28 protein-coding genes are annotated in these 26,093 nt (G+C 60.8%); 19 read left to right on the top strand and 9 right to left on the bottom strand.

Annotation, left to right across the window (positions count from 1 at the left end):
* The first annotated feature begins 25 nt into the window (after nt 1-25).
* From C6W88_RS15605 to C6W88_RS15580, 6 genes are all read left to right on the top strand, one after another.
* Nucleotides 26-502, top strand: coding sequence for a phage tail tube protein (locus tag C6W88_RS15605; RefSeq protein ID WP_108133127.1), 477 nt, complete (start codon nt 26-28; stop codon nt 500-502).
* On the top strand, nt 499-888 hold the full coding sequence (locus C6W88_RS15600) for a phage tail assembly chaperone family protein, TAC (protein WP_108133126.1): 390 nt from the start codon (nt 499-501) through the stop codon (nt 886-888). Before C6W88_RS15605 ends, C6W88_RS15600 begins: the two co-directional genes overlap by 4 nt.
* Nucleotides 888-1,145 (top strand): phage tail assembly protein T, encoded by a 258-nt coding sequence (locus C6W88_RS15595; protein WP_108133125.1) that lies wholly within the window; start codon nt 888-890, stop codon nt 1,143-1,145. Before C6W88_RS15600 ends, C6W88_RS15595 begins: the two co-directional genes overlap by 1 nt.
* Nucleotides 1,146-1,326: 181 nt before the next feature.
* Nucleotides 1,327-3,486, top strand: a complete 2,160-nt coding sequence (locus C6W88_RS21675) for a hypothetical protein (RefSeq protein ID WP_181248707.1) — start codon at nt 1,327-1,329, stop codon at nt 3,484-3,486.
* Nucleotides 3,487-3,489: 3 nt separating this feature from the next.
* Entirely contained in the window at nt 3,490-3,840 is a 351-nt protein-coding gene (locus tag C6W88_RS15585) for a phage tail protein (protein WP_108133124.1), read from the top strand.
* On the top strand, nt 3,837-4,547 hold the full coding sequence (locus C6W88_RS15580; RefSeq protein ID WP_108133123.1) for a phage minor tail protein L: 711 nt from the start codon (nt 3,837-3,839) through the stop codon (nt 4,545-4,547). Before C6W88_RS15585 ends, C6W88_RS15580 begins: the two co-directional genes overlap by 4 nt.
* 1 nt (nt 4,548) lies before the next feature.
* On the opposite strand, the gene C6W88_RS15575 is transcribed toward C6W88_RS15580, so the two are convergent.
* Entirely contained in the window at nt 4,549-4,767 is a 219-nt protein-coding gene (locus tag C6W88_RS15575) for a hypothetical protein (RefSeq protein ID WP_108133122.1), read from the bottom strand.
* A gap of 50 nt (nt 4,768-4,817) precedes the next feature.
* Here C6W88_RS15575 and C6W88_RS15570 point away from each other — a divergent pair, with 50 nt between their 5' ends.
* Genes C6W88_RS15570 through C6W88_RS15535 form a run of 8 tightly spaced genes read left to right on the top strand, consistent with a single transcriptional unit; the run spans nt 4,818 to nt 12,767 of the window.
* The gene (locus tag C6W88_RS15570) at nt 4,818-5,570 is read left to right on the top strand and encodes an NlpC/P60 family protein (RefSeq protein ID WP_108133121.1); all 753 of its coding nucleotides are present in this window, start codon (nt 4,818-4,820) and stop codon (nt 5,568-5,570) included.
* Nucleotides 5,570-6,145 carry a tail assembly protein gene (locus C6W88_RS15565; RefSeq protein ID WP_181248709.1) on the top strand — a complete coding sequence of 192 codons (576 nt, stop codon included), beginning with the start codon at nt 5,570-5,572 and terminating at the stop codon, nt 6,143-6,145. The genes C6W88_RS15570 and C6W88_RS15565 overlap by 1 nt, the downstream gene beginning before the upstream one ends.
* Nucleotides 6,142-9,444 carry a TipJ family phage tail tip protein gene (locus tag C6W88_RS15560; protein WP_108133119.1) on the top strand — a complete coding sequence of 1,101 codons (3,303 nt, stop codon included), beginning with the start codon at nt 6,142-6,144 and terminating at the stop codon, nt 9,442-9,444. Before C6W88_RS15565 ends, C6W88_RS15560 begins: the two co-directional genes overlap by 4 nt.
* Nucleotides 9,441-9,827 (top strand): hypothetical protein, encoded by a 387-nt coding sequence (locus C6W88_RS15555; protein WP_108133118.1) that lies wholly within the window; start codon nt 9,441-9,443, stop codon nt 9,825-9,827. Before C6W88_RS15560 ends, C6W88_RS15555 begins: the two co-directional genes overlap by 4 nt.
* Nucleotides 9,820-10,179: a hypothetical protein gene (locus C6W88_RS15550; protein ID WP_108133117.1), complete on the top strand. Its 360-nt coding sequence runs from the start codon at nt 9,820-9,822 to the stop codon at nt 10,177-10,179. The genes C6W88_RS15555 and C6W88_RS15550 overlap by 8 nt, the downstream gene beginning before the upstream one ends.
* 39 nt (nt 10,180-10,218) lie before the next feature.
* Entirely contained in the window at nt 10,219-11,949 is a 1,731-nt protein-coding gene (locus C6W88_RS15545) for a prophage tail fiber N-terminal domain-containing protein (RefSeq protein WP_108133116.1), read from the top strand.
* A gap of 10 nt (nt 11,950-11,959) precedes the next feature.
* On the top strand, nt 11,960-12,382 hold the full coding sequence (locus C6W88_RS15540) for a hypothetical protein (RefSeq protein ID WP_108133115.1): 423 nt from the start codon (nt 11,960-11,962) through the stop codon (nt 12,380-12,382).
* Nucleotides 12,375-12,767 (top strand): DUF4376 domain-containing protein, encoded by a 393-nt coding sequence (locus tag C6W88_RS15535; protein WP_108133114.1) that lies wholly within the window; start codon nt 12,375-12,377, stop codon nt 12,765-12,767. Before C6W88_RS15540 ends, C6W88_RS15535 begins: the two co-directional genes overlap by 8 nt.
* A gap of 30 nt (nt 12,768-12,797) precedes the next feature.
* On the opposite strand, the gene C6W88_RS21430 is transcribed toward C6W88_RS15535, so the two are convergent.
* Both C6W88_RS21430 and C6W88_RS15530 read right to left on the bottom strand, forming a co-directional pair.
* Nucleotides 12,798-13,352, bottom strand: coding sequence for a hypothetical protein (locus C6W88_RS21430; RefSeq protein ID WP_146164674.1), 555 nt, complete (start codon nt 13,350-13,352; stop codon nt 12,798-12,800).
* Entirely contained in the window at nt 13,336-13,635 is a 300-nt protein-coding gene (locus C6W88_RS15530) for a hypothetical protein (protein WP_108133113.1), read from the bottom strand. Before C6W88_RS15530 ends, C6W88_RS21430 begins: the two co-directional genes overlap by 17 nt.
* A gap of 1,226 nt (nt 13,636-14,861) precedes the next feature.
* On the opposite strand from C6W88_RS15530, the gene C6W88_RS21425 reads away from it, so the two are divergent.
* The 4 genes from C6W88_RS21425 (at nt 14,862) to nadB (ending at nt 19,416) form a co-directional block, all read left to right on the top strand.
* Entirely contained in the window at nt 14,862-15,065 is a 204-nt protein-coding gene (locus C6W88_RS21425) for a hypothetical protein (protein ID WP_146164673.1), read from the top strand.
* A gap of 1,065 nt (nt 15,066-16,130) precedes the next feature.
* Nucleotides 16,131-16,349, top strand: coding sequence for a hypothetical protein (locus C6W88_RS15520; protein WP_045994191.1), 219 nt, complete (start codon nt 16,131-16,133; stop codon nt 16,347-16,349).
* 369 nt (nt 16,350-16,718) lie between these two features.
* A complete protein-coding gene (locus C6W88_RS15515; RefSeq protein ID WP_045994192.1) occupies nt 16,719-17,864 on the top strand; it encodes an FUSC family protein in 1,146 nt (381 codons plus the stop codon).
* Nucleotides 17,845-19,416, top strand: a complete 1,572-nt coding sequence (gene nadB / locus C6W88_RS15510) for an L-aspartate oxidase (RefSeq protein ID WP_108133111.1) — start codon at nt 17,845-17,847, stop codon at nt 19,414-19,416. Before C6W88_RS15515 ends, nadB begins: the two co-directional genes overlap by 20 nt.
* Nucleotides 19,417-19,441: 25 nt before the next feature.
* Here nadB and C6W88_RS15505 read toward each other — a convergent pair whose 3' ends face one another.
* Both C6W88_RS15505 and purU read right to left on the bottom strand, forming a co-directional pair.
* On the bottom strand, nt 19,442-20,134 hold the full coding sequence (locus C6W88_RS15505) for an energy-coupling factor ABC transporter permease (protein ID WP_108133110.1): 693 nt from the start codon (nt 20,132-20,134) through the stop codon (nt 19,442-19,444).
* Nucleotides 20,135-20,291: 157 nt separating this feature from the next.
* Nucleotides 20,292-21,146: a formyltetrahydrofolate deformylase gene (gene purU, locus C6W88_RS15500; protein WP_108133109.1), complete on the bottom strand. Its 855-nt coding sequence runs from the start codon at nt 21,144-21,146 to the stop codon at nt 20,292-20,294.
* Between the two features lie 289 nt (nt 21,147-21,435).
* Here purU and C6W88_RS15495 point away from each other — a divergent pair, with 289 nt between their 5' ends.
* The gene (locus C6W88_RS15495) at nt 21,436-23,022 is read left to right on the top strand and encodes a ribonuclease J (RefSeq protein WP_045994216.1); all 1,587 of its coding nucleotides are present in this window, start codon (nt 21,436-21,438) and stop codon (nt 23,020-23,022) included.
* Nucleotides 23,023-23,238: 216 nt separating this feature from the next.
* Here the strand turns inward: C6W88_RS15495 and C6W88_RS15490 are convergent, their stop codons facing one another.
* The 4 genes from C6W88_RS15490 to moaC form a co-directional block, all read right to left on the bottom strand.
* Nucleotides 23,239-23,523, bottom strand: a complete 285-nt coding sequence (locus C6W88_RS15490; RefSeq protein ID WP_045994196.1) for an H-NS family histone-like protein — start codon at nt 23,521-23,523, stop codon at nt 23,239-23,241.
* A 303-nt stretch (nt 23,524-23,826) separates the two neighbouring features.
* The gene (gene moaA, locus C6W88_RS15485; RefSeq protein ID WP_108133108.1) at nt 23,827-24,819 is read right to left on the bottom strand and encodes a GTP 3',8-cyclase MoaA; all 993 of its coding nucleotides are present in this window, start codon (nt 24,817-24,819) and stop codon (nt 23,827-23,829) included.
* The gene (gene moaE / locus C6W88_RS15480) at nt 24,816-25,274 is read right to left on the bottom strand and encodes a molybdopterin synthase catalytic subunit MoaE (RefSeq protein WP_108133107.1); all 459 of its coding nucleotides are present in this window, start codon (nt 25,272-25,274) and stop codon (nt 24,816-24,818) included. The genes moaA and moaE overlap by 4 nt, the downstream gene beginning before the upstream one ends.
* 3 nt (nt 25,275-25,277) lie before the next feature.
* On the bottom strand, nt 25,278-26,090 hold the full coding sequence (moaC, locus tag C6W88_RS15475) for a cyclic pyranopterin monophosphate synthase MoaC (protein ID WP_108133106.1): 813 nt from the start codon (nt 26,088-26,090) through the stop codon (nt 25,278-25,280).
* Nucleotides 26,091-26,093 lie beyond the last annotated feature (3 nt).

Genomic DNA, 26,093 nt, shown 5'->3' with positions numbered 1-26,093 from the left:
CCCGCAACTCAGAGGAATCTGAACCATGTCTGTATTGGCACAAGGCACTCACGTCTACTTCATCGATCCCAACGACGGCACGCCTCAAGTGGTCCAGGTGGAATGCGCCACCAGCTTCAGCCCGGGTGGCAACCCAGCAGACCAAATTGAGGACACCTGTCTCGAAGACTTCGAGCGCAGCTACAAGCCCGGGCTGCGCACTCCTGGCCAGGCCTCGCTGGGGCTTAATTCCGACCCCACGAATGCAAGCCACGTCACGCTGCATGAGCTGTCGCAGATGAACCCATCGCCCACCGTCAAGTGGGCCATCGGCTTCTCGGACGGAACCGATGCCCCCACCCTGGGCGTAGGCGATGACTTCGACCTTCCGGAAACCCGCACCTGGTTCACCTTCGAGGGCTACGTGTCCGATTTCCCGTTCGACTTCTCTCAGAACAGCCTCGTCACGAGTGAGGTCAGCATTCAGCGAAGCGGCGGTTCCACATGGATTCCGAAGGTATGAAGCTAAATCTGGATAGCCTGCAGGAGATGGGGGCGTTCGCCCCCGTTGACCTGGCCGAGGAAACCGTGACATGGCGCCAAGACGGCGAGGATGTCAGCGCTACGGTGTTCGTCAAGCCGCTGTCCTACAAGACGGCCGTCTCCGAGATCGTGGCCAGCCGCGAAAACACTGACGCCCTAGCCGCCCGCATCGCTGCCAGTATCTGCGATGAAGCCGGCGAGCCGGTGTTTAGCGTGGGCGACATTACCGGCGAAGCTGACCCAGAGCGCGGGCCGCTCAATCACAATCTGACCATGGCGCTGCTCGAGGTCATCGGGAGGGTCAGCGGCCTGGGAAAGAGCAAGAGCCGCTCGGTGACGAAGAAGAAGTCTGGCACGAGCTCGTGATGAATGGCATCGGCGGCTGCACGGTCGCCGAGGCCAAGGCCCGCATGAGTTACCGCGAGTTTCGTCGCTGGGTGGCCTTCCGCAATAAGCGGGGCTCGCTCAACCCCGGCCTACGACAAGAGTATGGCGCTGCGATGCTCGCCTCGATATTGGCCAACGTCCACAGCAAGAAAGGCGGCTATCGAGTCTGGGACTTCGCCCCCCACCACGACGAGCCGCCAATCACTGTCGAGCAGGCCATGGAAGCCTGGATCTAGCCACGAGCGCGAGTTTTCCAGACCACTCCGCCGATCACGGCAACACACAGCGACAAAATCGCAACTGGTGGGTTATCGGCCTGCCACCCATAGATGAGGCCTGCGATTCCGAGCAGCTGCATCACGCAAGCAAGTGTTTTCGCCTTCATGACCTATTGACCACCGACTGATGAGGTGAGTAATGGCTGTAAGAAGCCTCGGACAGCTGACGCTCGACTTGGTTGCCAAGGTTGGTGGTTTCACTGGCCCCATGGACAAGGCGTCACGCCAAGCCAAGAAAAGCATGACCAGCATTGCCTCGAGCGTCAAATCGGCCTCGCAGGCTATGGCGACTGCAGGGACTGCCGCATCAGCGGCAGCTGCAGGCTTCCTGGTCTACGCCAAGAGCGCGGCCGACTCTGCGCGAGAAACCAAGAACCAGGCTGCGGTGGCCAATACTAGCGTTGAGGCTTTCCAGCGGATGGCCTATGCCAGCACCACTGTTGGAGTGGAGCAGGACAAGCTTTCCCAAATCCTGCAGGACGTCAATGACCGTGTCGGTGACTTCATGGCCACCGGCGGCGGGGAAATGGCGGATTTCTTCGAGAATATCGCGCCTCAGGTCGGAGTGACTGCTGAGCAGTTTAGGAACCTGTCTGGCCCGCAAGCGCTCCAGCTCTACTACGACAGCCTAGAGAAGGCGAATCTGTCGCAGCAGGATATGACCTTCTACCTTGAGGCCGTGGCCAGTGACACCACGGCACTGATCCCTCTGCTACGCGATGGCGGTAAAGGCTTCGCCGAGATGGGGGATGAGGCTGACAGGCTCGGTATCGTGCTGAGCGAGCTCGATATCGCCAAACTCAATCAGTTCTCCACCGAATTCGATAAATCTCTAAAGCTCCTGTCCTCAATGGGGCAAATCCTTGTCACTGAGCTAACTCCCTACATGACAGCTCTCGGTGACGAGTTGGTAGATGCGGCTGCGGACACAGACGATCTTCGTGATTCGTTTGCCGTCGCGTTCAGGCAGGCAGTGGAGTCCATAGGTCCCGTTCTAGACAAGATTCATGACCTGCGAATAGCAGGGGCGGAAGTCATGGTATGGGTCGGCGAGCTTGATGTCGCCTTTGCCAACTTCGCTCAGAACGCATGGGGTCATGTTGATGCGCTGATCGACTCCATAATTGAAGGCATCAATAAAGCAATCACTGGCCTGCAGTCGCTGCCAGGCTTCGGTGACCTTGAGTTGATCGACTACGATTTTGGCCGATCATCCTTCATGGGCCGCATTGTCGAGCAAACCTACGAAGCCCGCGAGCAACTTAGCAAGTACAACCTCGAGCTTTCCGAGCTAGTGAACGCCGGGGCTCCAAGCGCCGTGATCAGCGACTACCTCGACAAGGTTGATGAGCAAGCCAAGCAGCTTGAGGAGGCCCTGTCTGGCGTAACCGAGCCCGCCGCCGGAAGCACCCTGCCTAACGCCAAGGATCGCGAGGCGGCGCAGAAGGCCCAGGCCGCAGCGGCGAAAGAAGCAGCCCAGGCCGCCAAAGAGGCTGCCAGGGAAGCGGAACGCCTTGCCGATGCTCAGCAGTCGGTCATCGATCGGCTCTATCCAGCTCAGGCTGCATGGCGCCAGTATCACGAGGATATGCGCCTGCTTGAGCTGCGGAGCGCCTCTGACGCGACGCTGGACCTCGCTGATGCTCAACGACAGCTCAATAACGAATTGTCAGTCGGCCTGACTGGCGGGTTCATGGAGCAGGTGGCTACCGGCGGACTGGCCGATGAACTGGAGAACACGAACGACATTGCCAAAGACCTGGGGCTCACGTTCTCGAGCGCGTTCGAGGACGCCATCGTGGGCGGAGAAGGTTTCCGAGACGTCTTGGCCGGCATTACTGAGGACATCGCTCGCCTTGCGGTTCGCAAGAGCATCACGGAGCCGGCGGCGAATTGGCTTGGCACCGCGTTCTCAGTAGGCCTTAGCGCCTTCGGTGGCGGCAGCCCTGTCCAGGGCGGGTTTACGTCCGCTATCAACACCGGGGCGTCCTTTGTTGGGCAGGCGCACGACGGCATTGATCGCGTGCCGCAGGAAGGCACTTGGAACCTGGCGAAAGGCGAGCGAGTCATCACCTCGCCACAGGCTGACAAGCTCGATCGGTTCCTGGCGTCACAGCAATTCACCCCGGTGGCTACGGCAGTCACCGTCAACGCCCCGGTCCATGTGACAGCTGAGGGCGGGGCCACGATGCAGGACGGCGAGCGCCAAGGGCGAGCAGCGGCGCAAGTGATCAAAGCGACAGTGCTCCAAGTGATTCAGGAGCAGAAGCGCCAAGGTGGCCTTCTGGCCAAGAGGTAATTCATGGAAATCGATGTTCTACCCGATGTTTGCGCGAGCTACTCGCCGGGAGTCTCGCCGGCGTTCAGCGTCGACACCGTACAATTTGGCGACGGCTACCAACAGCGTCGCCCGACAGGGCTGAATAGCGTCCGAGAAACCTGGAACGTCAGCTTTAACAACCTCTCCCAAGATGATTACGAACTGGTCTACGGATTCTTGAAGTCGCGCCAAGGTGTCCATGCATTCCTGTGGCAGCCGCCGTGGGAGTATGCGGCCAAGCGATGGGTCTGCACTGACCTGACCAGCACGCGACCAAGCAACTTTCAGGTCGCCTCGATACAAGCAACATTCGTTGAGGACTTCGGGCTATGAGCCAGATCATCGCTTCCGACGCCCAGCGCCTGGAGCAAGACGCTATCGTCACCATGTTCGAGCTTGATGCTCGCAACTATGGCGACGGAATTCTGCGCTTCGCGCCCTACCCGGTCGACGGCGGCCCAGTTCGGTTCAATGGCTACGAGTACCAGCCGGTGCCGATTAAGGCAGAGGGCTTCGAGTGGAACGGCCAGGGCACCCTGCCCCGGCCGACGCTCACGGTCACCGCCATGGAGCTCGCGTTTCTGTCGCTGGTGATCAGTGCCGACGACCTGGTCGGCGCGCCGGTCAAGCGCCTGCGCACCTACCGTCGGCACCTGGATGACGGCACAGCGCCCGACCCCGAGGCCTTATTCCCGATCGACTACTACGTGATCGAGCGCAAGGCGTCACAGAACCGCCGGCAGATCCAGTTCGAGCTGTCGGTGCAGATGGATCAGGAAGGCCGGATGATACCCCACCGGCAGATCCTGCGAGACTCGTGCACGCACCGTTACCGCTGGTGGGACGGCACCCAGTACCGCTACGAGGGCGTGACCTGCCCCTATTCCGGCGCCGGCGAGTGGGAGGCTGATGGATCAGATGCCCTGCCCGGCATGGGGCGCGATGTGTGCGGCAAGCGGTTGAGCGACTGCCGGTTGAGGTTCGGACAAGCCGGCGTCCTCCCGACGCGGGCATTCCCGGGCGTAGGCCGGGTGAGATGATTCAAAAGTTGCCAGGCTTGGCCCCTGCATCAGAGAGAAGACGCTCTCGCTCTAACTCCACAAAATCAATCAGTTCGGAAATGCTCATCTCATCGCCATCCTCTGGAAAAGACACGGTGAACGCCCAGTGGACACCAGCATCATTGAGGTAATTAGCCTCGACGATGCCCCCTCTACCAGGCTCAACAATGCAAACCTTCTTTAACTCCCACTTGCTCATGCCGAATCCTTCATTTGGTTGTGAGTGTTCCCTATCTTTAGCATCGGGTGATGACGCAACCAATGCCATTAGTCGACTGTCTGAGTTCGAATCATAATGAGGCGCTAATACGCGCCGAAGCCCTGGCCGCTTATCCAGATGAGGCTGTGTGGTTGATCACCGACCACGGCTGCCGGCAGGTAGCCAATGTGGCAGACGACCCCCGATCCACCTTCGCCATTGCCAAGCGCGATATGGCAGCGGCCACCGCCCAGGGCCTGCGGGCCATTGTTCACTCACACCCGGACTACCCGGACTGCCCGAGCGAGGCCGACATGCGCGGCCAGATTGCCTCGGGCGTTCCGTGGGGGATTGTGGCCACCGATGGCAACACCACGACACCCATTCGCTGGTGGGGCGGCGGCGACCGGCCTGACCTGGTCGGCAGGGGCTTCGTCCACGGCGTGACCGACTGCTACGCCCTGATTCGCGACTACTACGCGATGGAACTGGGCGTCGACCTCCCCGAGTTTCCTCGCTCATGGGAATGGTGGCTCAAGGGCCAAGACCTCTACCGCCAGGGTTTCGAGCAGGCGGGGTTCCGCGTCATCGAGGCAGACGAGGCCATGCCCGGAGATATGTGGTTCGCCCAGCTTCGCAGCGATGTGCCCAACCATGGCGGCGTCCTGGTGGAGAGCGGGTTATGCCTGCACCACCCATCTGGCCGGCAGCCTGTCGATTCCTCCCGACTCTCGCGCAGAGACCCTGCTACCCGCTGGCTCCCCTACATCACCCACTGGCTCCGACACACGTCGAGGGACTGATGAAAACGCTCTATCTGCATGGCTTTCTTGGGGCTCGCTTCGGCGAGTCCTTTTCGTTGGACGTCCGTGATCCGGCCGAAGCAATCCGGGCACTGTTGATCCAGATTCCCGGCTTTGAGGCTGTCATACGTGATGGCGACTGGCATGTCGTGCGTGGCCCGCTCGACGGCGGTGTGTCGCTCGACGAAGAAGGCTTGGTGGTCGGCATGGATGATGCCACCGAGATTCACCTACTCCCAGCGGTCGCCGGGGCTGGGGGCGATGGTATCTGGCAGACCATTGCGGGCGCAGTACTGATGGTTGCCAGTTTTTGGGCTAGCCCTGTTTTCGGTCCTGGGATGTTCAATGCGGGCCTGGCTCTTGCCTTGGGTGGTGTCGCACAAATGCTATCTCCCACCCCGCAGACAGGCGACTACGGCGAGCGAGAAAGACCTGATGAGCGCCCTTCCTTCCTGTTCGATGGCCCAACCAACACCAGCACCCAAGGACTCCCGGTGCCGGTGATCTATGGCCGCGTGAAGGTCGGCAGTGTCGTGGCATCGGCTGGTATGACTGCTGAGGAGCTGGATGAATGAACGATCAGCGTGTCTATGGAGAGAAAGGCGGCAAAGGCGGCGGCGATGAAGCGCGCACACCACGCGAGGCGCCTAACACTCTTCGCTCCACCTCCAAGGCCAGGATCATCGACGTGCTGGGCGAGGGTCCAATTGTCGGCCTGACCAACGGGCTCAAGAGCATCTATCTGGATGAGACGCCGCTGCAGGACGAGGGAGGCGATTTCAACTTCCAGGGCGTGACTGTTCACACCCGCACCGGTGAGCCCGATCAATCGCACATCGCAGGGTTTCCAGCGGTGGAGACCGCCAACGACGTATCCACCGAGGTGACAAAGGCAACACCGGTTGTTCGCACCGTTACCAATCCGGAGGCTGATGCCGCTCGCGTCACCGTCCAGGTGCAGGCGCTCAGCTATCAGAACGTCGAGAATGGCGATCTGCTGCCCACCGAGGTGGCGGTGGCTGTTGACGTTCGCCCCAATGGAGGTAGCTGGTCCGAGAAGCGCTACGACATTATCAAGGGCAAGACCACCAGCCCCTACCAGCGGTCCTATCGTGTGCCGCTCACCGGTGATGGCCCCTGGGACATCCGCGTGCGCCGAGTGACGCCCGACAACGGCAGCGCCACCCTGCGCAACGCGACGTACTGGGCCACTTACACCGAGATCATCGACGCCAAGCTGCAGTATCCCGATACTGCATTGGTCGGGCTCGAGGTCGATGCCCAGGATTTTGGCAGCCAGATCCCCTCGCGGAGCTACGACGTCAAGGGCCTGATCGTCCGGGTGCCGACCAACTACAACCCCGAGACTCGCGAATACACCGGCCTGTGGAACGGCTCGTTCAAGCTGGCGTGGACCGACAACCCCGCGTGGTGCTTTCTCGATCTGGCCACCAGCGGGCGGTACGGCGCCGGGCTGGAGAACGTCGACAAGTGGGGCCTCTACCAGATCGCCCAATACTGCGATGAGCTGATCCCTGATGGCTTCAGCGGCCAAGAGCCGCGCTTCACCTTCAACACCGTGCTGTCGAGCCGAGAGGAAGCCATCAAGGCGCTCGACACCCTAGCGACTGCGTTCCGTGGCATGACCTACTGGGGCGCCAATACCGTCATGGCGACAGCCGACATGCCGGCCGATCCGGTCAAGCTGGTGGCACCGGCCAATGTCGTCGACGGTGAGTTCGAGTACAGCGGTACCGCGCTGAAGGCCCGGCACTCGGTTGCCCTGGTGAGCTGGAACGACCCTGGCGACAACTACCGACTCCAGGTCGAGGTCGTTGAGGATGCCGATGCTATCCAGCAATTCGGCTGGAAGCAGATCGACGTCACCGCCGTAGGCTGTACCAGTCGCGGCCAGGCACACCGCCTTGGCAAATGGATGCTCTACAGCGAGCGCGCTGAAACCGAGACGATCACCTACCAGGCAAGCGTCGACCATGCCGACCTGCGTCCGGGCGACATCATCGCAGTCAACGACCCGACCACGGCCGGCGCCCGGCTCTCTGGCCGAATCGTTCGCCCTGGGCTCTCTGCCCTGGTGCTTGACCAGGTGCCCGAGCAGGTCAGCGGCAGCGACTGGTACCTGGACGTGCTGTTGCCCACCGGGGGGATTGAGCGCCGACAGGTCGACCGGTTCGCCGGTGATCATGTCGAGCTGGTCAGCCCGCTCTCAGCTGAGCCGATCCGTGGCGCCATCTGGATGCTGTCGAGCCAGGACGTCGAGCCGCGCAAGTTCCGGGTGCTGTCCGTCGCTGAGCAGGAGACGGCGATCTACCAGATCACCGCCGTCGAGCATGACCCGACGAAGTACGATCGCGTCGAGCAAGGCCTCAACCTGCCGGACGAGGATTACACACTGATCCCAACCGGCCCGGTGGCGGCGCCCTACTCCATTACCGTCGAGGCATCCAAGTACCTGGCCGGCGGCACCGAGCACCAGAAGATCACCGTCAGCTGGACGTCCAGCGATGATGCTCGCGTCGTCCGTTACATTGCCGAGGTGCAGGGGCCGAATGACGTGTCATGGGGTGAGGCCTTCACAGGCCCGGGCACGTCGTTCGACATCCTCGATGCAGAGCCGGGTGAATGGCAGATCCGTGTCCGCGGCATCACCGGTACCGGCTCCGCGTCGCCCTGGGCGTACTGGACCACCAATGTGGCCGGCCTGCTGTTGCCGACGCCGCCGGATAGCATCGACATCCGTGCGGGCACCTTCGAGATCACCCTGATCCCGAATGGTCTCTACCCTGGGCAGATGTGGGAATTCTGGCGCTCTAACGTCGCACTCGACACAGGACTGATCGAGTCGAATGCAGTGCGCGTCGGCGTGGCGCCTACCCTGACCGACACCGACCTCGAGCCCGACACCACGTATTACTACTACGTGCGCGGCATCAACGCCTACGGCGTCTCGAGTTGGTACCCGGTGCAGGCCACCACCGAGAACGACCCCGACAAAATCATGTCGGTGATCAGCGGGCAGATAAAACAGACGGATCTGTTCACGGACCTGAGCCAGAACATCGACGGGCTCAACTCCAGCTATGTGCTGAACGTGACTGGCGGCGGTCGAGTGGCGGGCTTTGGCACGGCCTACGACGAAGATCAGGACGTCTTCGACTTCGGTGTGCTGGCGGACCGGTTCTACATCGCCCAGCCAGGTGACGGCGACGCCGAGGTGATCCCGTTCATCTTCACCGATGGCACGCTGTACCTGAAAGAAGCGCTGATCCAGTACCTGACGTTCACCAAGCTCAAGGCGTCCGATGGCTCGTTCATTGTGGAGAACGGCAAGGTCAAGGCCAGCTACATCCAGGCCGATGAGCTCCATGTGGATTACGGCAAGCTGTTCAACATCGACGTCCAGAACGCCCATATTCGCAACGGCGCAATCACCAACGCCAAGATCGGCAATGCAGCGATCACCAGCGCCAAGATTGGTAATGCACAGGTCGACACGCTGCAGATTGCCGGGCAAGCGGTGACTATCCCTGTCGGTACGTCACGAACCTCTGGAAGAAGCAGCAACGGGAGCTGGGTCAGCTGGCTATCGGTGTACCTCAATGCCGAGGGCGGCCGAGTCTTCGCCAACTTCGCAGCAACGAATGCGACAGGCGGCGGCGGCCGGCCCTACTTCCGATGGAAGGTCGATGGGAGTGTCTGGTTCGAAATTCCCACGGGTACCGGCGAGCTCAACCACGCCTGCACCCTCGATGTAGGCAACCGCCAAGGCGTCACTATTGCCATTGAGTGTCGCGGTGCCAGCACCGTCAATTCCACCCAATCCACCCTGACAGCAGAGGGCAAAAAGCGATGATCGTCGCAATCTACTGCGAACTGACCGGTGCCATCCTGCGCGTCACAGACTGCCCCGAAGACCATGTCGAGATGCAGTGTGGTGAGCACGAAGACTATGTCGAGGTCGAGGCAGGCTTTGACGATGCCGCCCACTACGTGGACCTGGCGGACGGCCAGATCAAGCCAAAGCAGCACCGGGATGCTCAGGTTGCCGTCGAGGGCTTAACAGCCACCATCACTGGGCTGGAGCCTGGCACCCTGCTGGCGATGGACGGCCAACAGATGGTCACCACCAGCGACAGCGCCCAGCTCGATGTCGACGTGCCGGGCACCTACCAGATCCAGCTGGTCGGCCCCGCCTGGCGCCTCGATGAAACCCTGGAGGTGGCGATCGATGGATAGGCTGAGCATTCGCCGGTTCTCCTCCCGGGCCGAGGCCGAGCGGCACTATCTGGACTTAGTGGACAGCGAGGCCGAGGCTGCTCGCTACGTTTCACCCGCCCAAGAGGCCGTCTACCAACTCAAGCTGGCCGAGGCGGCCCAAGGCTCGGGGCCAATGGTCGAAGCCGAGGCGACCGCCACAGACGCTGATGTGACCACCGTATGTCAGCGCATCAAGCGCGCTCGCACCCGATGGGAAAAGCGTGCCGGCACCATCGAGGAGGCGCGTATCGCGGCCAAGGCAGATATTCGAAGATCCGACACACCCGCCGACATGCATCGGGCCCTGACCCGCTTTCGCAACGCACTCTAACAGCCCGCCAAGCGCGGGCTTTTTTGTGGGAGACACACCATGGCAGTGACGCTTACCGGCGTACTGAAAGACCCCTATGGCCAGCCGCTGCCCGGGGCGACCATCCGCTTTGACGCCGTCAGGACATCCGCCACCGTCCTGAACCACATTCGTGCCGAGGCGATCACCGACGCCCAGGGCGACTACTCCATCTCCGTCGAGGTGGGTCGCTACGACGTGCGTGTGATGCAGGGCCGGTCATTCCTCGAGCTCGCCAAGAATCTTGAGGTGCGTGCTGACTCCACCGCCACCGACCTCAACGAGCTGGTGGTCGAGTGGCAAGGCGAACAGGACCTGACGCCTGGCATCGTGATCGAGTTCCGGGCATTGGTGGACGAAGCCCGCGGGTACCGGGATGAGGCGGGGGCCTCTGCCGGCGAGGCGGCCGCAAGCGAATCCAACGCTGCCGACAGTGCTACGGCGGCCAGCGAATCAGCCTCAAACGCGGCCACGAGTGAGCAGAATGCCGCCAGCTCAGCCAGCGCTGCCAGCGCATCGGCATCCAGCGCCTCCGACAGTGCCGGCGCCGCGTCGACCAGCGAGGCGAATGCCGCCAGTTCAGCCAGTGCAGCAGCAGCGAGCGAGGGTAGTGCGGCCACCTCTGCCTCGAACGCAGCGGGCTCTGCGAGCGCCGCTGCAGCCAGCGAATCAAACGCCGCGGGATCAGAAAGCGCCGCAGACGACTCTGCCCTAGAGGCCCAACACTGGGCCCAATACCCGAACGATACACCGGTGCCAGAGGGTGACGGCTCGCAGTTCTCCGCCGCTCACTGGGCGGAAGTATCCCGACAGCGTGCTGTTAACGCCATGGTCGCCCAAGGCGCCTGGGATGCGAGCACCGGCTCCCTGCCGCCCGAGCCGACTGGGGCCAGCTACTGGCTGGTCACTGGCGCGGCGAATGGCGAAACCATTGGCGGGGTCGAGTACCGCAACAAGGACATGCTGCTCTGGACACCCAACGAGAGCGGCAGTGGTGGCACCTGGTCGAAGATCGATAACACCGACAGCGTAGCTAGCGTTGCCGGCAAAACTGGCGCCGTCACGCTCGTACCAGGCGACGTTGGCGCAGACCCCGCTGGAACAGCTTCATCTGCGGTCGCCGCGCACGAGGAAAAAAGCTCTGCTCATACTCCCGCGCAGGTCGGTGCCGACCCGGCCGGCTCGGCAGCAAGTGCCGAGCAAGCCGCCAAGGACTTCGCCGTACAACGCTCCAACCACACCGGCACCCAGCTGCTGAGCACTATCTCAGATGCCGGGACGGCGGCTGCAGTCAATGTGGGTACAGGTGCGGATGATGTCCCTAAGACTTCTCAGGCTGACGCGCGGTATGCGCGGCTGTCAGGGGCGAACGATTTCGACACGATGCCTACAGTCAATGGCGATCCAATCGTTGAATCGGACAGTAATAGTGACGGCGAATGGACCAGGTTCGCGGATGGGTCTCAAATAAGCCGCCTCTCTAGAGGGACGCTGTCCATAAACAGTGTCTCAGGCGTTCTTTGGGACGTCCCCGCTGCATTCTCAGGCCACGCCATAGGGTTCGGGAGTCGAAGTGCCTCGGCCTCGGATAATTTCGGAATATCGGTATGGGAACAAACCCAATACAGCTTCCCGCAAACCGACACTCTTGATTTTTATGTCATGAAGCTAGACGGCACTCGCTGGAATGCAACGGGATCACCATCAACGGTTGATCTAGTAAATCTAGTCGCCCACGGCCCCTGGAAATAACGAGGAAGAGATGAAGATAAAGTTTCTCGCAGTAGCCAAGGCCCCCGCTCGATATAGCTTCAGTGGAGAGATAGTTCAAGCCTATGATGAGGGGAGTTTCGTTGAATACGATATATCACACTTCCCGGAAAATGGAGTATTCACGGGAGCCGAAAATTCCCCCTCGGGAGCGCGAGCGATAAGGGGGATAGGCCGCATTGGTGGTGAGCTTCACATAATCCTTGTACAGAAGGTCATAGCGGGCCAGTACCCTGGCCGCAAAGCCCACTGGCGAGAGTCGCCCATCATAGACGCCGCTGACTACGACCCCAACACCTGCTACGTCGTCCCCACCGGAATGGCAGGCGTAGACGATTACGAGATCGCCCAAGGCGTGGATGTCGCTGGCAACACTGGCTGGACGGTTCGCAAGAAGGAGACGGCTGATGGGTAACGTGTACTGGATTCCGCCCAAGACCGAGGCTGAGAGGCTCTTTGATTCCAAAGCAGCAAAACTCACCGAAATCGAACAGTCCCGCAAAGGCGCCGAGGCCTATGGAGTAATCCTGAACGGCATCCGCTATGCGGGCGATCCGAGCAACCGGCAAGCGCTTTCTGAGGTGATAGACCTGGCTGAAGCCACAGGCATGACGACCATATCAGCTTGGAAGGATAGCGATAGCGGCTTTCACGCTGACCACCCGGTCGCTGACGTCCGCCAGGCGCTTCTCAATATCGCCGCTCGCCGCGGAGACCTGATTGCACAAGAGGGGGCGCTGGCAGCAAAGATCGCTGCTGCCGAGACAGTGGAAGCGGTTGAGGCTATTGGCTGGGAGTGAGGTAAGGTGCCAAGGAAGGCGACATGAAATTTAAGTTGGAAGAAATGGCTTCGAACCAAAATAAGAATTCGCTAACGTTATTTCACCGCTTCCATCTGGCACTGTAAGAAAGACGGCTCCTTCATTCTTCATTATGTCAACAAGTTTTTTCAGGCTATCGGGGTCGGTCGGAACCTCAACCAGGACTCTATATATGGCACCGCTAAACTCAACGCTCTCTCGAGCCATAAGATAGGAATAATCTTCAAGGGCGAACGCCAGTCTTTTAATTCCACCATATCGCTTCTTGCTTGATGCCATCACAACTTCAATACAGAGAGCGAACACGAAATTCTCGTAATTGATGTCGAAATCTTCCTCGTCGCTTTCGGCATACTCAACGAAGCAGTCGCCTTGGTAATGGTCTACACCTGAGCACTGTATGGCAGTCACCAGCCTGGAAGGCGATTGTAGGTTTGATTGTAACTCTATGGAAGAGCCCAGCACGCCTACACTAAGAACAATTATTGATGTCGAGTGTGCTAGCCATTGCTTCAGGTCACCAATGGAAGCAAACTGTTTTGTATGATTATTGCTGTGGCTCATACTTCCTCCTCAACTGCCCCACTTCTGCCCGCTGATCCTTCGCCAGCCGCCACACGCCATCACTGATGCCGTGCTTGCGGGAAAGCAGGTACTGCGGCGTGCCTGGTTCCCACCAGTCGTCCTTGATCTCCTTACCAAGCACACAGCGCCCGCTGATCAGCCAACCCTGCCAGACAACGTGGTATTCGACCAGCCTGTTGATCGGCGGCGATGAACGGCTCAGGCCGAGCCAGCCCTTGCGCTCGAGGCGTTTGCGCCACTGGGTGATCTCGTACTCGCTCATTGGCACCACTGGGTCTTGCTGGCCCCTGGCCGGTATGGCCGTGCGAGACAATCAGTACGGGCACGAGTCAGCTCTACGAAAAGTGGCGCTCAATCCGGTTGCAGTGAGTTCCGGATAGCCTCGTGGCCACATGAACGGCATTTTATGATGTAGCACCTCCCATGCGGGGCACCCGGCCGGATCTCGAACTGGCTCCACGGTGAGCGATCCGTGACGTTGAACTCGGCAGAGTGGCATTTCAGGCAGTACATTTCCCAGCCGCCTTCCACGGTCGCAAAATTGATCATCGGCATGTCCAACATGACTATCCTACGTCTAGCCTCCTAGTGCTTAGCGTAGAACATAATGTCAGCTTCTGTGCCGAAGCGGTACTAGCCGAGTAAGTCTGTGCAGGCTCAGCCGTCTGCCTGCTGACTACCAAAGACACCAGGCTCACGAGCACCGGGGCTCATTGAGATGGCGTCACAGCATGATGTCATAGCTGACTGCCCACTTCAGCCATACCAGTCAGGCTGCATAGAGGCGCGCAGGTTCTTGTGGCCACAGGCCCTGCACGTAATGATGAAGCATCTGCCCCAAGGGCCGTCTGGCACCACTTCGAAGTGCTTCCAGCCTTGCCGCCCTGTCTCCTGAAATTCGACGGCTTGGCAAACCAAGCACCGCATTTCCAGCCCGCTCTCCACAACCTGGTAACTGATCATCTGCGTGAGCATCCCTGTCTCCTGAAAACAAAGTGCTTGGCTCAGCGTAGATCAGAGCGGTACGAGGTGCGATCCACAATTTACGATCTGCTATAACCTTTCCGCCATCGCCACTACCTTGCTCGCAACCCGAATCTAAGATGGTCGAAGACTATCCGGATGCAGCGATTTTCGTCGCGATACATGGCGGCATACGCGGCACCTGACGGTGTATCGTCCCCCATTTTTTGTTTCAGGCTGAATTTCGAATTGGAGCCACGGAGAATCTGAGTAGTGGTTAAACTCTAGCGTGTAACAGTTTCTACAGAACAGCTCCCATCCACCATCTACAGCTGTAAAGCTTATTATTTCTTCTCTCATGAGCCCTGCCCCTGCGAGCCAAAATTCACTGACCTGTGCTCGAACGCGCCGCAACCAGGCCTTAAAACTATCTTTTTTCACTTCTCTATGCTGGTCCGAGCGTGAGCATCCCAATGTCTCAAAATACTGTTACACTCAGGAACATAGAAGACTTGGAGAGACGCTATGAATGTCACAACATCCATCAAGGTAGAAGCGCATTACAGCGAGATTGGGTCAGAAATCGAGTGGGACATTGTGGAGTACAAGCCGGGTGCCCAACGACATGTACTTGATACACTCGAACGTGAGGTTGATGCTCGCTGCAAAGCAGCCTGCATTGCCTTTGAGACTTATATGAAATCAGTGGGAATTTCTACGCAAAAATAGGCAATACATTATCTTTAACTATCTCCATTCCCTGCATCATCATTGTTGATGACCATCACGCCGCCTCTGTGACGTGAAGTCTTCTATAACATCGATGAGAAGCATGCCAGTATGAGACAATCGCCCAATTCTCACCCTGTTTCTATCATCTCGCCAATCGGTAGACTTAGATATAATTTCTATAGAAGACAGTATCTCCCTGAGCAGCTCTAACTTTTCCTTAAGCTCATCTTGCTCGCAACCATCAGTTTCTTCTAACAAAAGCGTTCCTGTTTCAGCAATTCATATAGTATATGCTGACATAGCAAAGCTCGTAGGACCACAACGTTGCTCACACCTGCACAATTCTGGAAAATCACTCCGTAAAATTAATAAAAATCAACTAGACAACTCATAAAAGAAGCTAAGCAATGACTAGATCTCTAGTACATTGCTTGTGAAAATACCAGTCAGATGCTTTGCTAGACGCCTTTGTCCCGTTCCTAAGTAAAAGTCGTTGTCACCAAGAAATCTCACCGTACCTTAATATGGTCGCAATTTGGTCGCACAGTCAATGCCTGAGAGGCAGCTATGTCCAGCATTACGCAACTTTAAGTGACTGATTTTCATAAAAACCGCATTGCAAGCGCGGCCGCCAATTAGATCAGATCGAACTTAAAATCCCTCGGTGGCAACACCGTGCCGGTTCGAGCCCGGCTCCGGGCACCAACCCTATCGATGTCTTACGTGACTCACTCCCTCGATGACCTGCCTTGTGGTGGTGTTCTGGTCGCCTAGCCCACTTTAGCCATCTAGCCGTTGGCGTTGCACGCCAGACGCATTCCCTGCCCCGCCCCGTGTTTCATCGTCCTCTGATCGCCCTCTTGTCGCTTTGTCATCGCCTTCTCATCGTTCCCAATGTCCTTGCTCATCGCTTGCGCCGAAATATCAATAATGGCGAATAAAGAAATACCTCCTATAGTGAATTGTGCCGGTTCAGTTCACGGACGGCAGAGCGCCATATCGCCTCGATGGAGTGAGCGCGGGCCTTCACAGGGTTCAGGGACGACTTCCAGGAGATGCCACATGAAACGCACGCTAGTCGGATCGACCATGATCGCCGCATTTGTGATGGCGGGCAGCACCTTCGCCATGGATTCGGAAGCCCTGCAGGAGCACATGCAGGAAATCGAGGAAAAAGCCCAGCAGAACAGCGAAGAGGACCGGGTGGAAGCCCTCGAGCAACAGGTCGAGGACCTCAAGGAGCTCATTCACAAGATGATGGAAGAGGACGCTGCCGCCTGAGCCTTTGGCGCTGAGTCTTGCCGAGTCATGATGTGCGGCCATGATGTGCGGCCATGACGTGCGACCATGACCCACCACGATGACTCACCATGATGAAAGGGGCCCCAGGGACGGGGCCCCTTTCCGTTGTCAGCCACCTGGACACCGTCCCTCGAGACATCATTTGGCTCGGGACGGCACGCGAGCCTGCGTGGTAAACTTCATCCCCATTTTCATCAGCACTGCACGGTCTTCAGCATCTTGAGCGACAATGCTTCTCTACCCCGAGATCCCCTGCCCGACGATCTCGGACAGCGTATGACGGCGCCTCCCACCGCCCACCCTCAACCGGCTCGAGAGCCGGCCCCAGGCCGACAGAGAGGCTGAACCATGCTGCTCGGACGCCTGCGCGACCCCTTCATCAATCACCGCCATCGCCGCCTCTTCCACGTACTCCGGGTCAGTCTGGCACTGATCGTGACCTTTGCCATCGTCCAGACGTTCCCCTTCCAGCACAGTGGCTGGGCGCTGGTGAGCACGGTCATGGTGATGGGCAACCTTCCCCATATCGGGGGCGTACTGGACAAGGGGCGCCAGCGTCTGGCCGGCACCCTGATCGGCGCAGCCCTCGGCCTGGCGCTGATCATCCTCCCGCTGCCAGGCTGGGGGGTACAACTCGGCGCACTGATCGGCATCGCCATCGCCACCTGGGTGGTCTTCGGCGGTCGCCAGGCCTACAGCGGACTGATGTTCGCCATCAGCCTGCTGCTGGTGATCGGCGACGGCTCGCAACAGCTCAGCGTGGCACTCTGGCGAAGCGCCGACGTGCTGCTCGGCACCCTGGTCGGCATCGGCGCCACCCTGGTCTTCCTGCCCCACAAGGCCACCGACATGCTGCGCTTCCTGCTGGCCGACTGTCTGGATCGCATGGCGCGGCTGTATCACACCCACACCAGTGCCACATCGGCACCGGGCATCGATACCCAGGCACTGTTCAAGGCCGCCAGCCAATTACTGGTCAAACAGCGCGGACTGACCGACGCGGTCCACCGCGAAGGACGCCTGACCCGCGGCGAGGTCGACGAGCTGATCTCCTACCAGCGACGCATGCTGTCCACCCTGGAGCTATTGCTCGAGACCCACTGGACCACGCGCGCCGGTCACGAACAGATCGATGCCATGGCAGGACTGCGCGATCAGCAGCACGCCCTGGCGCGGGATCTCGGCACCCTCGCCTTCGAGGTGCGCACCGGACGCCCGGTCACGCTCGAGGTCACGCCCTTCGCGCTGGACGATTTCGCCGACCTCGCCTCCACGGCACGCGCCGAGGATGGCAGAATGCTGTTCAGCCCCAGCGGCTATCTCTGGCTGAACCGGGAGCTGGCCCGCCTGACCGAAGCGACCGCCCGCCGCCTGGGCGGACTCGAGCGGCTACCCAGCAGGCGCCTGCGCCGCCGCGCCCCCCGACACGGGCTCCACCGAGCCCCCTCTTTCGACCGCAAGGAAGGAACCACGCATGGCAAACGCCCCTCTTGACGTCCTCATCATCGGTGGCGGCGTCGCCGGTCTGGCGATGGCCCTGGAGATCGCCGATCGCCGGCCGGTCACCCTGCTGCGCCCCGGTGTCGAGGCGCAAGGTGCCAGTCGCTGGGCCCAGGGTGGTATTGCCGCGGTGCTGTCGCCTCAGGACGACATCGAGGCCCACATCCAGGATACCCTGATTGCCGGGGACGGGCTGTGCGATGAAGCGGCGGTGCGCTTCACCGTGGAAAACGGCCCCGACGCCATCGCCTGGCTGTTGAGCCTTGGCGTGCCCTTCACGCCGGATCCCGAGGCGGCCAGTGGCTACCCCTACCACCTCACGCGGGAAGGCGGCCACAACGCTCGCCGAATCATCCACGCCGACGACGCCACCGGCCGGGCCGTGACCGACACCCTGCTGGCCCGAGTGCGCGCCCATCCGCAGATCGCGCTGCGCGACGACCTGATCGCGGTCGAACTGCTCACCGATGACCTGGGTGCCTGCTGCGGTGCTCGTTGCCTGGACGCCCACCAGCGTCCTCACGACCTTGTCGCCCAGGACACCGTCCTGGCTACCGGCGGCGCCAGCGGGCTCTACCTGCATACCACCAGCCCCGCCCCGGCCAGTGGCGAGGGCATGGTCATGGCCTGGGAGATCGGCGCCGAACTGATGAACCTGGAATTCCAGCAGTTCCACCCCACCTGCTTGTTCGATCCACAGGGACCGCCCTTTCTGGTCAGCGAGGCGGTAAGAGGCGAAGGCGGCCTGCTGCTGAACGTGCGTGGCGAGCGGTTCATGCCTGCCATCGATGAGCGCGCCGAACTGGCCCCGCGAGACGTGGTCGCCCGCGCCATCGACGCCGAGATGCAGCGCACCTCGAGCGACCATGTGCTGCTGGACATCCGTCACCTCGGCGACGCCGCCATACGTCACCACTTCCCCACCATCCACGCCCACTGCCTCACACGCGGCCTGGATATCACCACCCAGGCCATCCCGGTGGTGCCGGCGGCCCACTATAGCTGCGGCGGCGTCGCCACCGACCATCGGGGAGCCACGCGCGTGGCGGGGCTCTACGCCATCGGCGAAGTCGCCTGTACCGGACTGCACGGCGCCAATCGCATGGCCAGCAACTCCTTGCTCGAGTGCCTGGTCTACGCCAGATCCGCCGCTCGCCACCTGAGTGAGCCGGCGCCGGGACGCACCTTGACACCACGGCCGAGCGCAACAACCGGAGATCGACAGGTTTCCAGCGAGAGGCTCGCCTCGTTGCGCCAGCGCGTCCGCCAGATCATGAGCGCGAGGGTCGCCATCGTGCGCCAGGACGAAGGGCTGGCCGAGGCACGCACGACCCTCGAGCAACTGGAATCGGAGTTTCATGACCTGACTCGGGGCGGCGCCGCGAGTGTCGAACTGCACGCCTGTCGCCAGGCGCTCACTCTGGCCAGTCTGACGGTCGCCAGCGCCTGCACCAGGCGAGAATCCCGGGGGCTGCACTACAATCCGGACTGCGCCCGCCACGCGGACCCGACACCGCAACCGTCACGCCAGATCAAACCGGCCTGAGGCAAGGTCGCCGGCCCTGCTCAGCTCACGGGCCCCGGCCGCCGCGACCATCGTCGTCGAGGTAACGACTGTCGTTGAAGGTGGCGACCCAGTGTGGGTGGTAGAACATCAGAATGCTCAGCAGCATGCCGCTGATAAAGGCCTCCGCCGGCATCAGCAGCGGCAGGAAACGCGCGTACTCGCTGGCCTGGAATAACGCTGACGGGTCACTGGCGCCGAGCCGCGTCAACCCCAGCACCGCGAGCCCCGAAGCCAGTGCCGACAACGCCGCGCACCAGAACCCGCCGATAAACAGGAAAACCATGGGATGAGATGGCAGCCGTCGATCGACCAGGCGCCATATCAGCACCGTCACCAGCATCGGTACCAGGCCGGTGACCACCAGATTGACGCCCAGCAGTGGCCAGGCGACGCGCCCGGTCAGCACCAGTGACAGATTGACCAGCAGACAGCTCAAGAGCGCCAGGGGGCCTCGAAAGACCAGCGTCATCAGAGTGGTGAACAGCAGATGCAGACTGAGCCAATCGACCGCCTGGGCCCTTAGTTGCCACAGCATCGCCACCATCAGCGTTGCCGCCAGCCAGCGATGCTGCAGGCCAGTATCTTGAAAGAGGGCGCGCCAGGGACGCTGGAAAAGGGCAAGCACCAGGGCAGACAACGCCACCCCCGCGCAAACCCAGATCAGCCAGGGGGCAAGGATCACCTGAGCAAAGGACATGGCCCCTCCTCTTCCTGCTGCCTACCTGTGCGGGCGATTCCGGCTCGGTTGGCATGCCTGGGTGAGTGACCGGACCAGGCTTTCGACACTCCCTCGATCACCCACTCCCGCCCAGGCGCCGGGCGTCGAAAGAACGGCCGGCGCCCTTGATGCCGGCTCAGGCAAAGACGACGGTCTTGTTGTCGTGGATCAGCACCCGATCCTCGAGGTGCCAACGCAGCCCCCGTGCCAGCACGGTCTTTTCTACATCGCGCCCGAAACGCACCAGGTCATCCGGCGTATGACAGTGACTGACCCTGTGAATATCCTGCTCGATGATCGGCCCGGCGTCGAGTTCCTCGGTGACGTAGTGGCAGGTCGCACCAATCAGCTTGACGCCGCGCTGGTAAGCCTGGTGATAGGGCTTGGCCCCGGCAAAGGATGGCAGGAAGCTATGGTGAATGTTGATGACTCGCCCACTGTAGCGCTCGCACAGATCAGGCGGAAGAATCTGCATATAGCGCGCCAGCACGATACTGTCGGCCTCGGACGCCTCGACCAGACGCTCGACCTCGGCGAAGGCGGCACTCTTGTCGTCTGCCGAAACCGGCACATGATGGTAGGGAATACCGTGCCACTCGACCATCTTGCGCATGTCGTCATGGTTCGAAATCACCGCCGCGATCTCGCAATCGAGCTCTCCAGCGGTCCATCGATACAACAGATCCACCAGGCAATGAGATTCCCTGGAAACCATCAGCACGACGCGCCGCTTCTGACGAGTGTCGCGCAGCGCCCAGTCCATCTCGAATTCACGCGCTACCGGCGCAAAGGCCTCGCACAGGGTTTCCTTCGACATGCCGATGGAGTCGGCCAGGATTTCGTAGCGCATGAAGAAGCGACCAGAGGCCAGGTCCGAGTGCTGATTGGCCTCGGTGATGGAACCACCGTGGCCAGCAATGAAGTTCGACACCCTGGCGACAATACCCAGTCGATCGGGACACGACACGACCAGACGATAGAAATGGGACATAACACCTGTATCCTTGGACCAACTCTCGGTGACCAACCTTGCACCACCATGGGGAGGGGCGATGAGCACGCCCGCTAGGGGCATGCATTGTAGCGAAAAGTGAGATGGCGAACGACCGCTGCACGGGTCCTTTGACCTCTCGCGTTGAGTCGTGCGCGGTCGATCCCGTATAGTGAAATGAACACCGTCCACGATGCCGAGCATGATGCCGATTCCGCGAGCCCAGATTCGACCACGACGCCGCCCACCGGTGCATTTTCTGCCCCTGGGAGGCTGTGGCGAGATCGGCATGAATCTAAGCCTGTACGGCTATCAGGACGCCTGGATTGCCGTCGACTGTGGCATGCTTATTCGCCAGGACCTTCCAGGTGAGCCGCTCCAGGTGCCAGACACCTCGATACTGGATACCCGCGGCATCCGTCCGCAGGCGCTGCTCATTACCCATGGCCACGAAGATCATATCGGTGCCGCCGCCTGGCTATGGCCACGCTGGGCCTGCCCTATTCTGGCGACCCCTCTGGTCGCCGCCATGTTGCGCGTCAAGTTCAGCGAACGGGGACTTCCCACCGACGCGATAGACGTCATCGAACCCGGGGACGCCAGGGACATCGCAGGGTTTTCCCTTCGTTTCCTGCCGCTGACCCATTCCATCCCGGAAAGCTGCGCCCTGCTCATTCAGGCAGGCAACTCGCGCATCCTGCATACCGGCGACTGGAAACTGGACCCAGAGCCGCTGATCGGCCAACCGGTGAACGAAGATCTGTTTCGCGCCCTCGCGCCGGTCGATCTGGTGGTGGGTGATTCCACCAATGCCAACGTGGCCGGCCATTCACGAAGTGAAGGCGAGGTCGCAAGGGCCATGGTGTCTACCATCTCCCGCTGCCAGGGCCGCGTTGTCGTTTCCTGCTTCGCCAGCAATCTGGCACGGGTCCTGGCCATCGGCCGCGCCGCTGCTCGTTGCGGACGCCGGGTCAGCCTGCTCGGGCGCTCCATGGAGCGCATGGTGGGCCATGCCAGGCAACTGGGCTATCTCGACGACTTTCCTGCGCTGGTGCCCGTCAGCGACCTGGGCTATCTACCACCCGAGGAAGTGCTGGTCATTGCCACGGGGAGCCAGGGCGAACCCCGCGCCGCGCTGTCGCGCCTTGCCCAGGGAAGGCATCCTCACTTCGAGCTGACCACTGGCGACACCGTCATCTTCTCGGCCAAGGCCATTCCCGGCAACGAGCACCTTATCGAGCGGCTCAAGCGCGGCCTGGCGCGCTTTCAGGTCACCATCATCGATGATGCCAGCCACCCCGAACTGCATGCCTCCGGGCACCCCGCACAGCAGGAACTGGAACGCTTCTATCGCTGGCTCCAGCCGACCAGACTGCTGCCGGTCCATGGCGAGGAAAACCATCAGTCAGCTCATCAGGAACTGGCCTGTCGCCTGGGCATCGAGGCTCCGCTGGCACCTCGCAACGGCGATCTGATCCGCTTCGACCAGGGCGGCCTGACCCGCGAGGAAAGCTTCCCTCTGTCTCAGTGCATCATCGAGCGCGGGGGCATCGACCGGCGTCAATCTCCGGCACATGCGCGCAATCGCCACGGCGTACTCTTCCTCGCCATCAGCCTGGTAGCGACCGACACCGGCTGGGCCAGAATTGGCCGGCTGATGATCGACTCAAGCCAGACCAGCCCCCTGGACGAGGACAATTTCATCGACTGGCTCGACGAACAACTCGACGACCTGGCCGTCGATACCCTGTCGGCGCTCCGTCGTGGCCTCTACCCTCGTATTCAGGCCTGGCTGGGCGAACACTTGCAGCGTCTGCCACAGGTCGAACTCCAGTTGATGGCGAGCGATATCGAAGGCATCGCCGGCGACGTCTGAGCCTCCCCCCTATAAACAAAACAACCGGCCCTGGACGTTTCCAGGGCCGGTCGCGGCTCGACGTTCGCCGTACTTGTGGCCGTGCCATCACCATTCACGCGCTTTGCGTCATGCACGCGCCTTGGTGACACAGCGGCCAAGCTGCACTGGCGACGCGACACGTCCGTGCAAGGTCAGGTCAACCGAACTCGCGTGACCACACCTGCGCCAGCAGAATCACTTGGCGTTCTTGGGCGGACGTCCACGCTTGCGCTTGGGCTGCTCCGATACGAGATCATCCAGCGACAGGCCGGCTTCGGTGATCTGCTCACGGATCTCCGCCAGCTTCTGGGCCTTCTGCATCTCTTCTTCCTGGCGCTGGCGCTCCTCGTCGCGCTTCTGATCGATGACCTCCTCGACCACTTCCGCCAGTTTTTGCAGCTGTTCCATGCTCAGTTGACGAGCCGCTGCCCGTGCCACGTTCTTGTTTCTCGCAATGCGTTCCAATGATTCGCTGGACATAGCTCACTCCATAGCTTTGACACCAAGCGGCGCACGCCGCAATTCACTTGAAGAAAAGTATATGCAACCGGCCACTCTTGGCAAGAAATGCTGGAGATTTTTCCTTGTCAATTACCGAAATATTGGCGGTCTTTATACGTCAACAGCGAGCTCATTGGACGAGCCCAGTCACCCCTTGACCGGTCAATATTGGTTGAAACGCTGACACCTCGAGGAAAAAAGACAGCGGCCAGGATACAAAGAGCGGGCGCCCAAGGCGCCCGCGCAGGTAAGGAAACAAACGGTCACTTGGCGAAAGCGCTGTCAGCCACCGGTCATGTTCATGAAGCGAACCACCTGAACATCCCCATCGGTGGTGAAATGGTGCCGCTCAGGCTTTAGCGGCATCGCCTCCACGATGGCGGCCTTGAGCTTCTCCATGTCACCGGGGTAGCGCCTCAATACCGCCCTGAGATCCACCGAATGCTCGTTGCCAAGGCACAGCAGCAGACGCCCTTCCACCGTGACCCGAACACGATTGCAGGAAGAACAGAAGTTATGGCTATGGGGCGAGATGAATCCGACCCGCGTCTCGCTATCCTCCATACGGTAGTAGCGAGAAGGCCCTGCGGTGGCTTCCGTCGTGGCCATCAGGGGGTAGCGCTGCTCGATCCTTTCGCGCACCTCGTCACTTGAACAATAGGTCTCGGCACGGGAATGGTCGGACACATCGCCCAGCGGCATCTCCTCGATAAAGCTGATATCCAGCCCCTCTGCCCTGGAGAACTCGACAAGATCCAGCACCTCGTCTTCGTTGCGCCCCTTGAGCACCACCGCATTGAGCTTGATCCGCTCAAAGCCGGCCTGCCGAGCGGCGCTGATGCCGTCCAGCACCTTGTCGAGGTCACCGGTACGCGTCAGGCGTCGAAAGCGCTCGGGATCCAGCGAATCCAGGCTGATGTTGAGACGCTTCATGCCGCCCTGGCGCAGCGCCTCGGCATGCCGCCTCAGGCCCGCCCCGTTGGTGGTCATGGCAAAGTCCCGAAGCCCCGGCAATGCCCCTATACTGGACACCAGTTGCTCGATATTGCGACGGACCAGCGGCTCCCCCCCGGTCAAACGAATCTTTTCCACGCCGAGCTCGGTGAAGGCTTGCGCCACCTGAGCGATTTCCTCCAGCGTCAGCACCTGGGCACGTGGCAGGAAGGTCATCTCCTCGCTCATGCAGTAGACGCAGCGAAAGTCGCAGCGGTCGGTGACAGACAATCGGACGTAGGTCACCCGGCGACCGAAACTATCGATCAACTGTTGTGTCATTGCGAAGCGACCTCCCAACGCTTGGCGTCATCATGATCCTGACGACGTTCAGATACCCAGTAATCGCCGCTTTCGGTGTGCTCCTTCTTCCAGAATGGCGCCCGGGTCTTCAGATGGTCCATCAAGAATTCGCAGGCTTCGAAGGCGGCACGCCGATGGGCGCTGGCCACCACCACCAGTACGATGGGATCACCGGGCTCCAGACGACCGATCCGGTGGATCAGGGTTACCTCATCGAGCGGCCAGCGCTGTCGCGCCTCAGCCTCGATCTCGGCCAGCGACGCTTCGGTCATGCCGGGATAATGCTCAAGCGTCAGCGCCGTGACGTCCGGGCGTTCATTGAAGTCCCTGACCAGTCCAGTGAAGCTGACCACCGCTCCGATGTCGGTGCGATGTTCGAGCATCCGGCGCTGTTCATGACCTGCATCGAAGGTCTCATGCTGCACGCGTATCATCGATCAGCCTCCTGTCACCGGCGGGAAGAAGGCCACCTCGTCCTCACAGGTCAGACGGGTACCGTCACTCGCCATCACCTGATTGACGGCGCACAGCACACGCCCTTCATCCAGCCCCTTGAAGCGATCATCCAGGGTCTTCAGTGCCTGCTTGAGACCGGCAACATCGGCACTGGGCAACCTGTCCAGTGGCACCGATGCTTCACCGACGCCAAGCCTTTCGCGCAGTTCAGCCAGGCACTTCACCCTGACACACTGCTCCGCGGCGGACGCAAGCCCCAGGGTCAACGCCGGGCTGTTCTCGGGGCTGGTCACGATCGGCGTTGCCGTCGCAGCGGTCGCGTTCCGACGCAGATAGTCACCGGACTTGCCGCCCTGCTTGGCATCCACGTGGATTTCGCCGATCTCCATCTCCTTGTCCACCGCCTTGCACATGTCGTAAAGGGTGAGACAGGCCACCGATACGGCCGTCAGGGCTTCCATCTCGACCCCGGTCCGTCCGGTCAGACGGCAGGTGGCGGACACCCTGACACAGCTGGATTCGGCGTCGATCTCGAAGTCGACGCTGACCTTGGACAACGCCAGCTGGTGGCAAAGCGGGATCAGCTCGTGGGTGCGTTTCGCGGCCTGAATACCGGCAATCCTGGCGGTCGCCAGCACGTCGCCCTTGGGCAACTTGCCATCGCTCAACAGCGCCAGAGTCTCCGGCGCCATGGAGATGCTTCCGGTCGCCGTCGCCTCCCGTCGGGTCGCTGCCTTGTCGCCGACATCGACCATGTTGGCTTCGCCGCGTGCGTTGAGATGGGAAAGCGTCATGTT

Origin of the sequence: Halomonas litopenaei, assembly GCF_003045775.1 — a bacterium.
GTDB lineage: Bacteria > Pseudomonadota > Gammaproteobacteria > Pseudomonadales > Halomonadaceae > Halomonas > Halomonas litopenaei.
The sequence above is the reverse complement of the archived record's forward strand: the minus strand, read 5'-3'. Positions and strand labels throughout refer to the sequence as shown.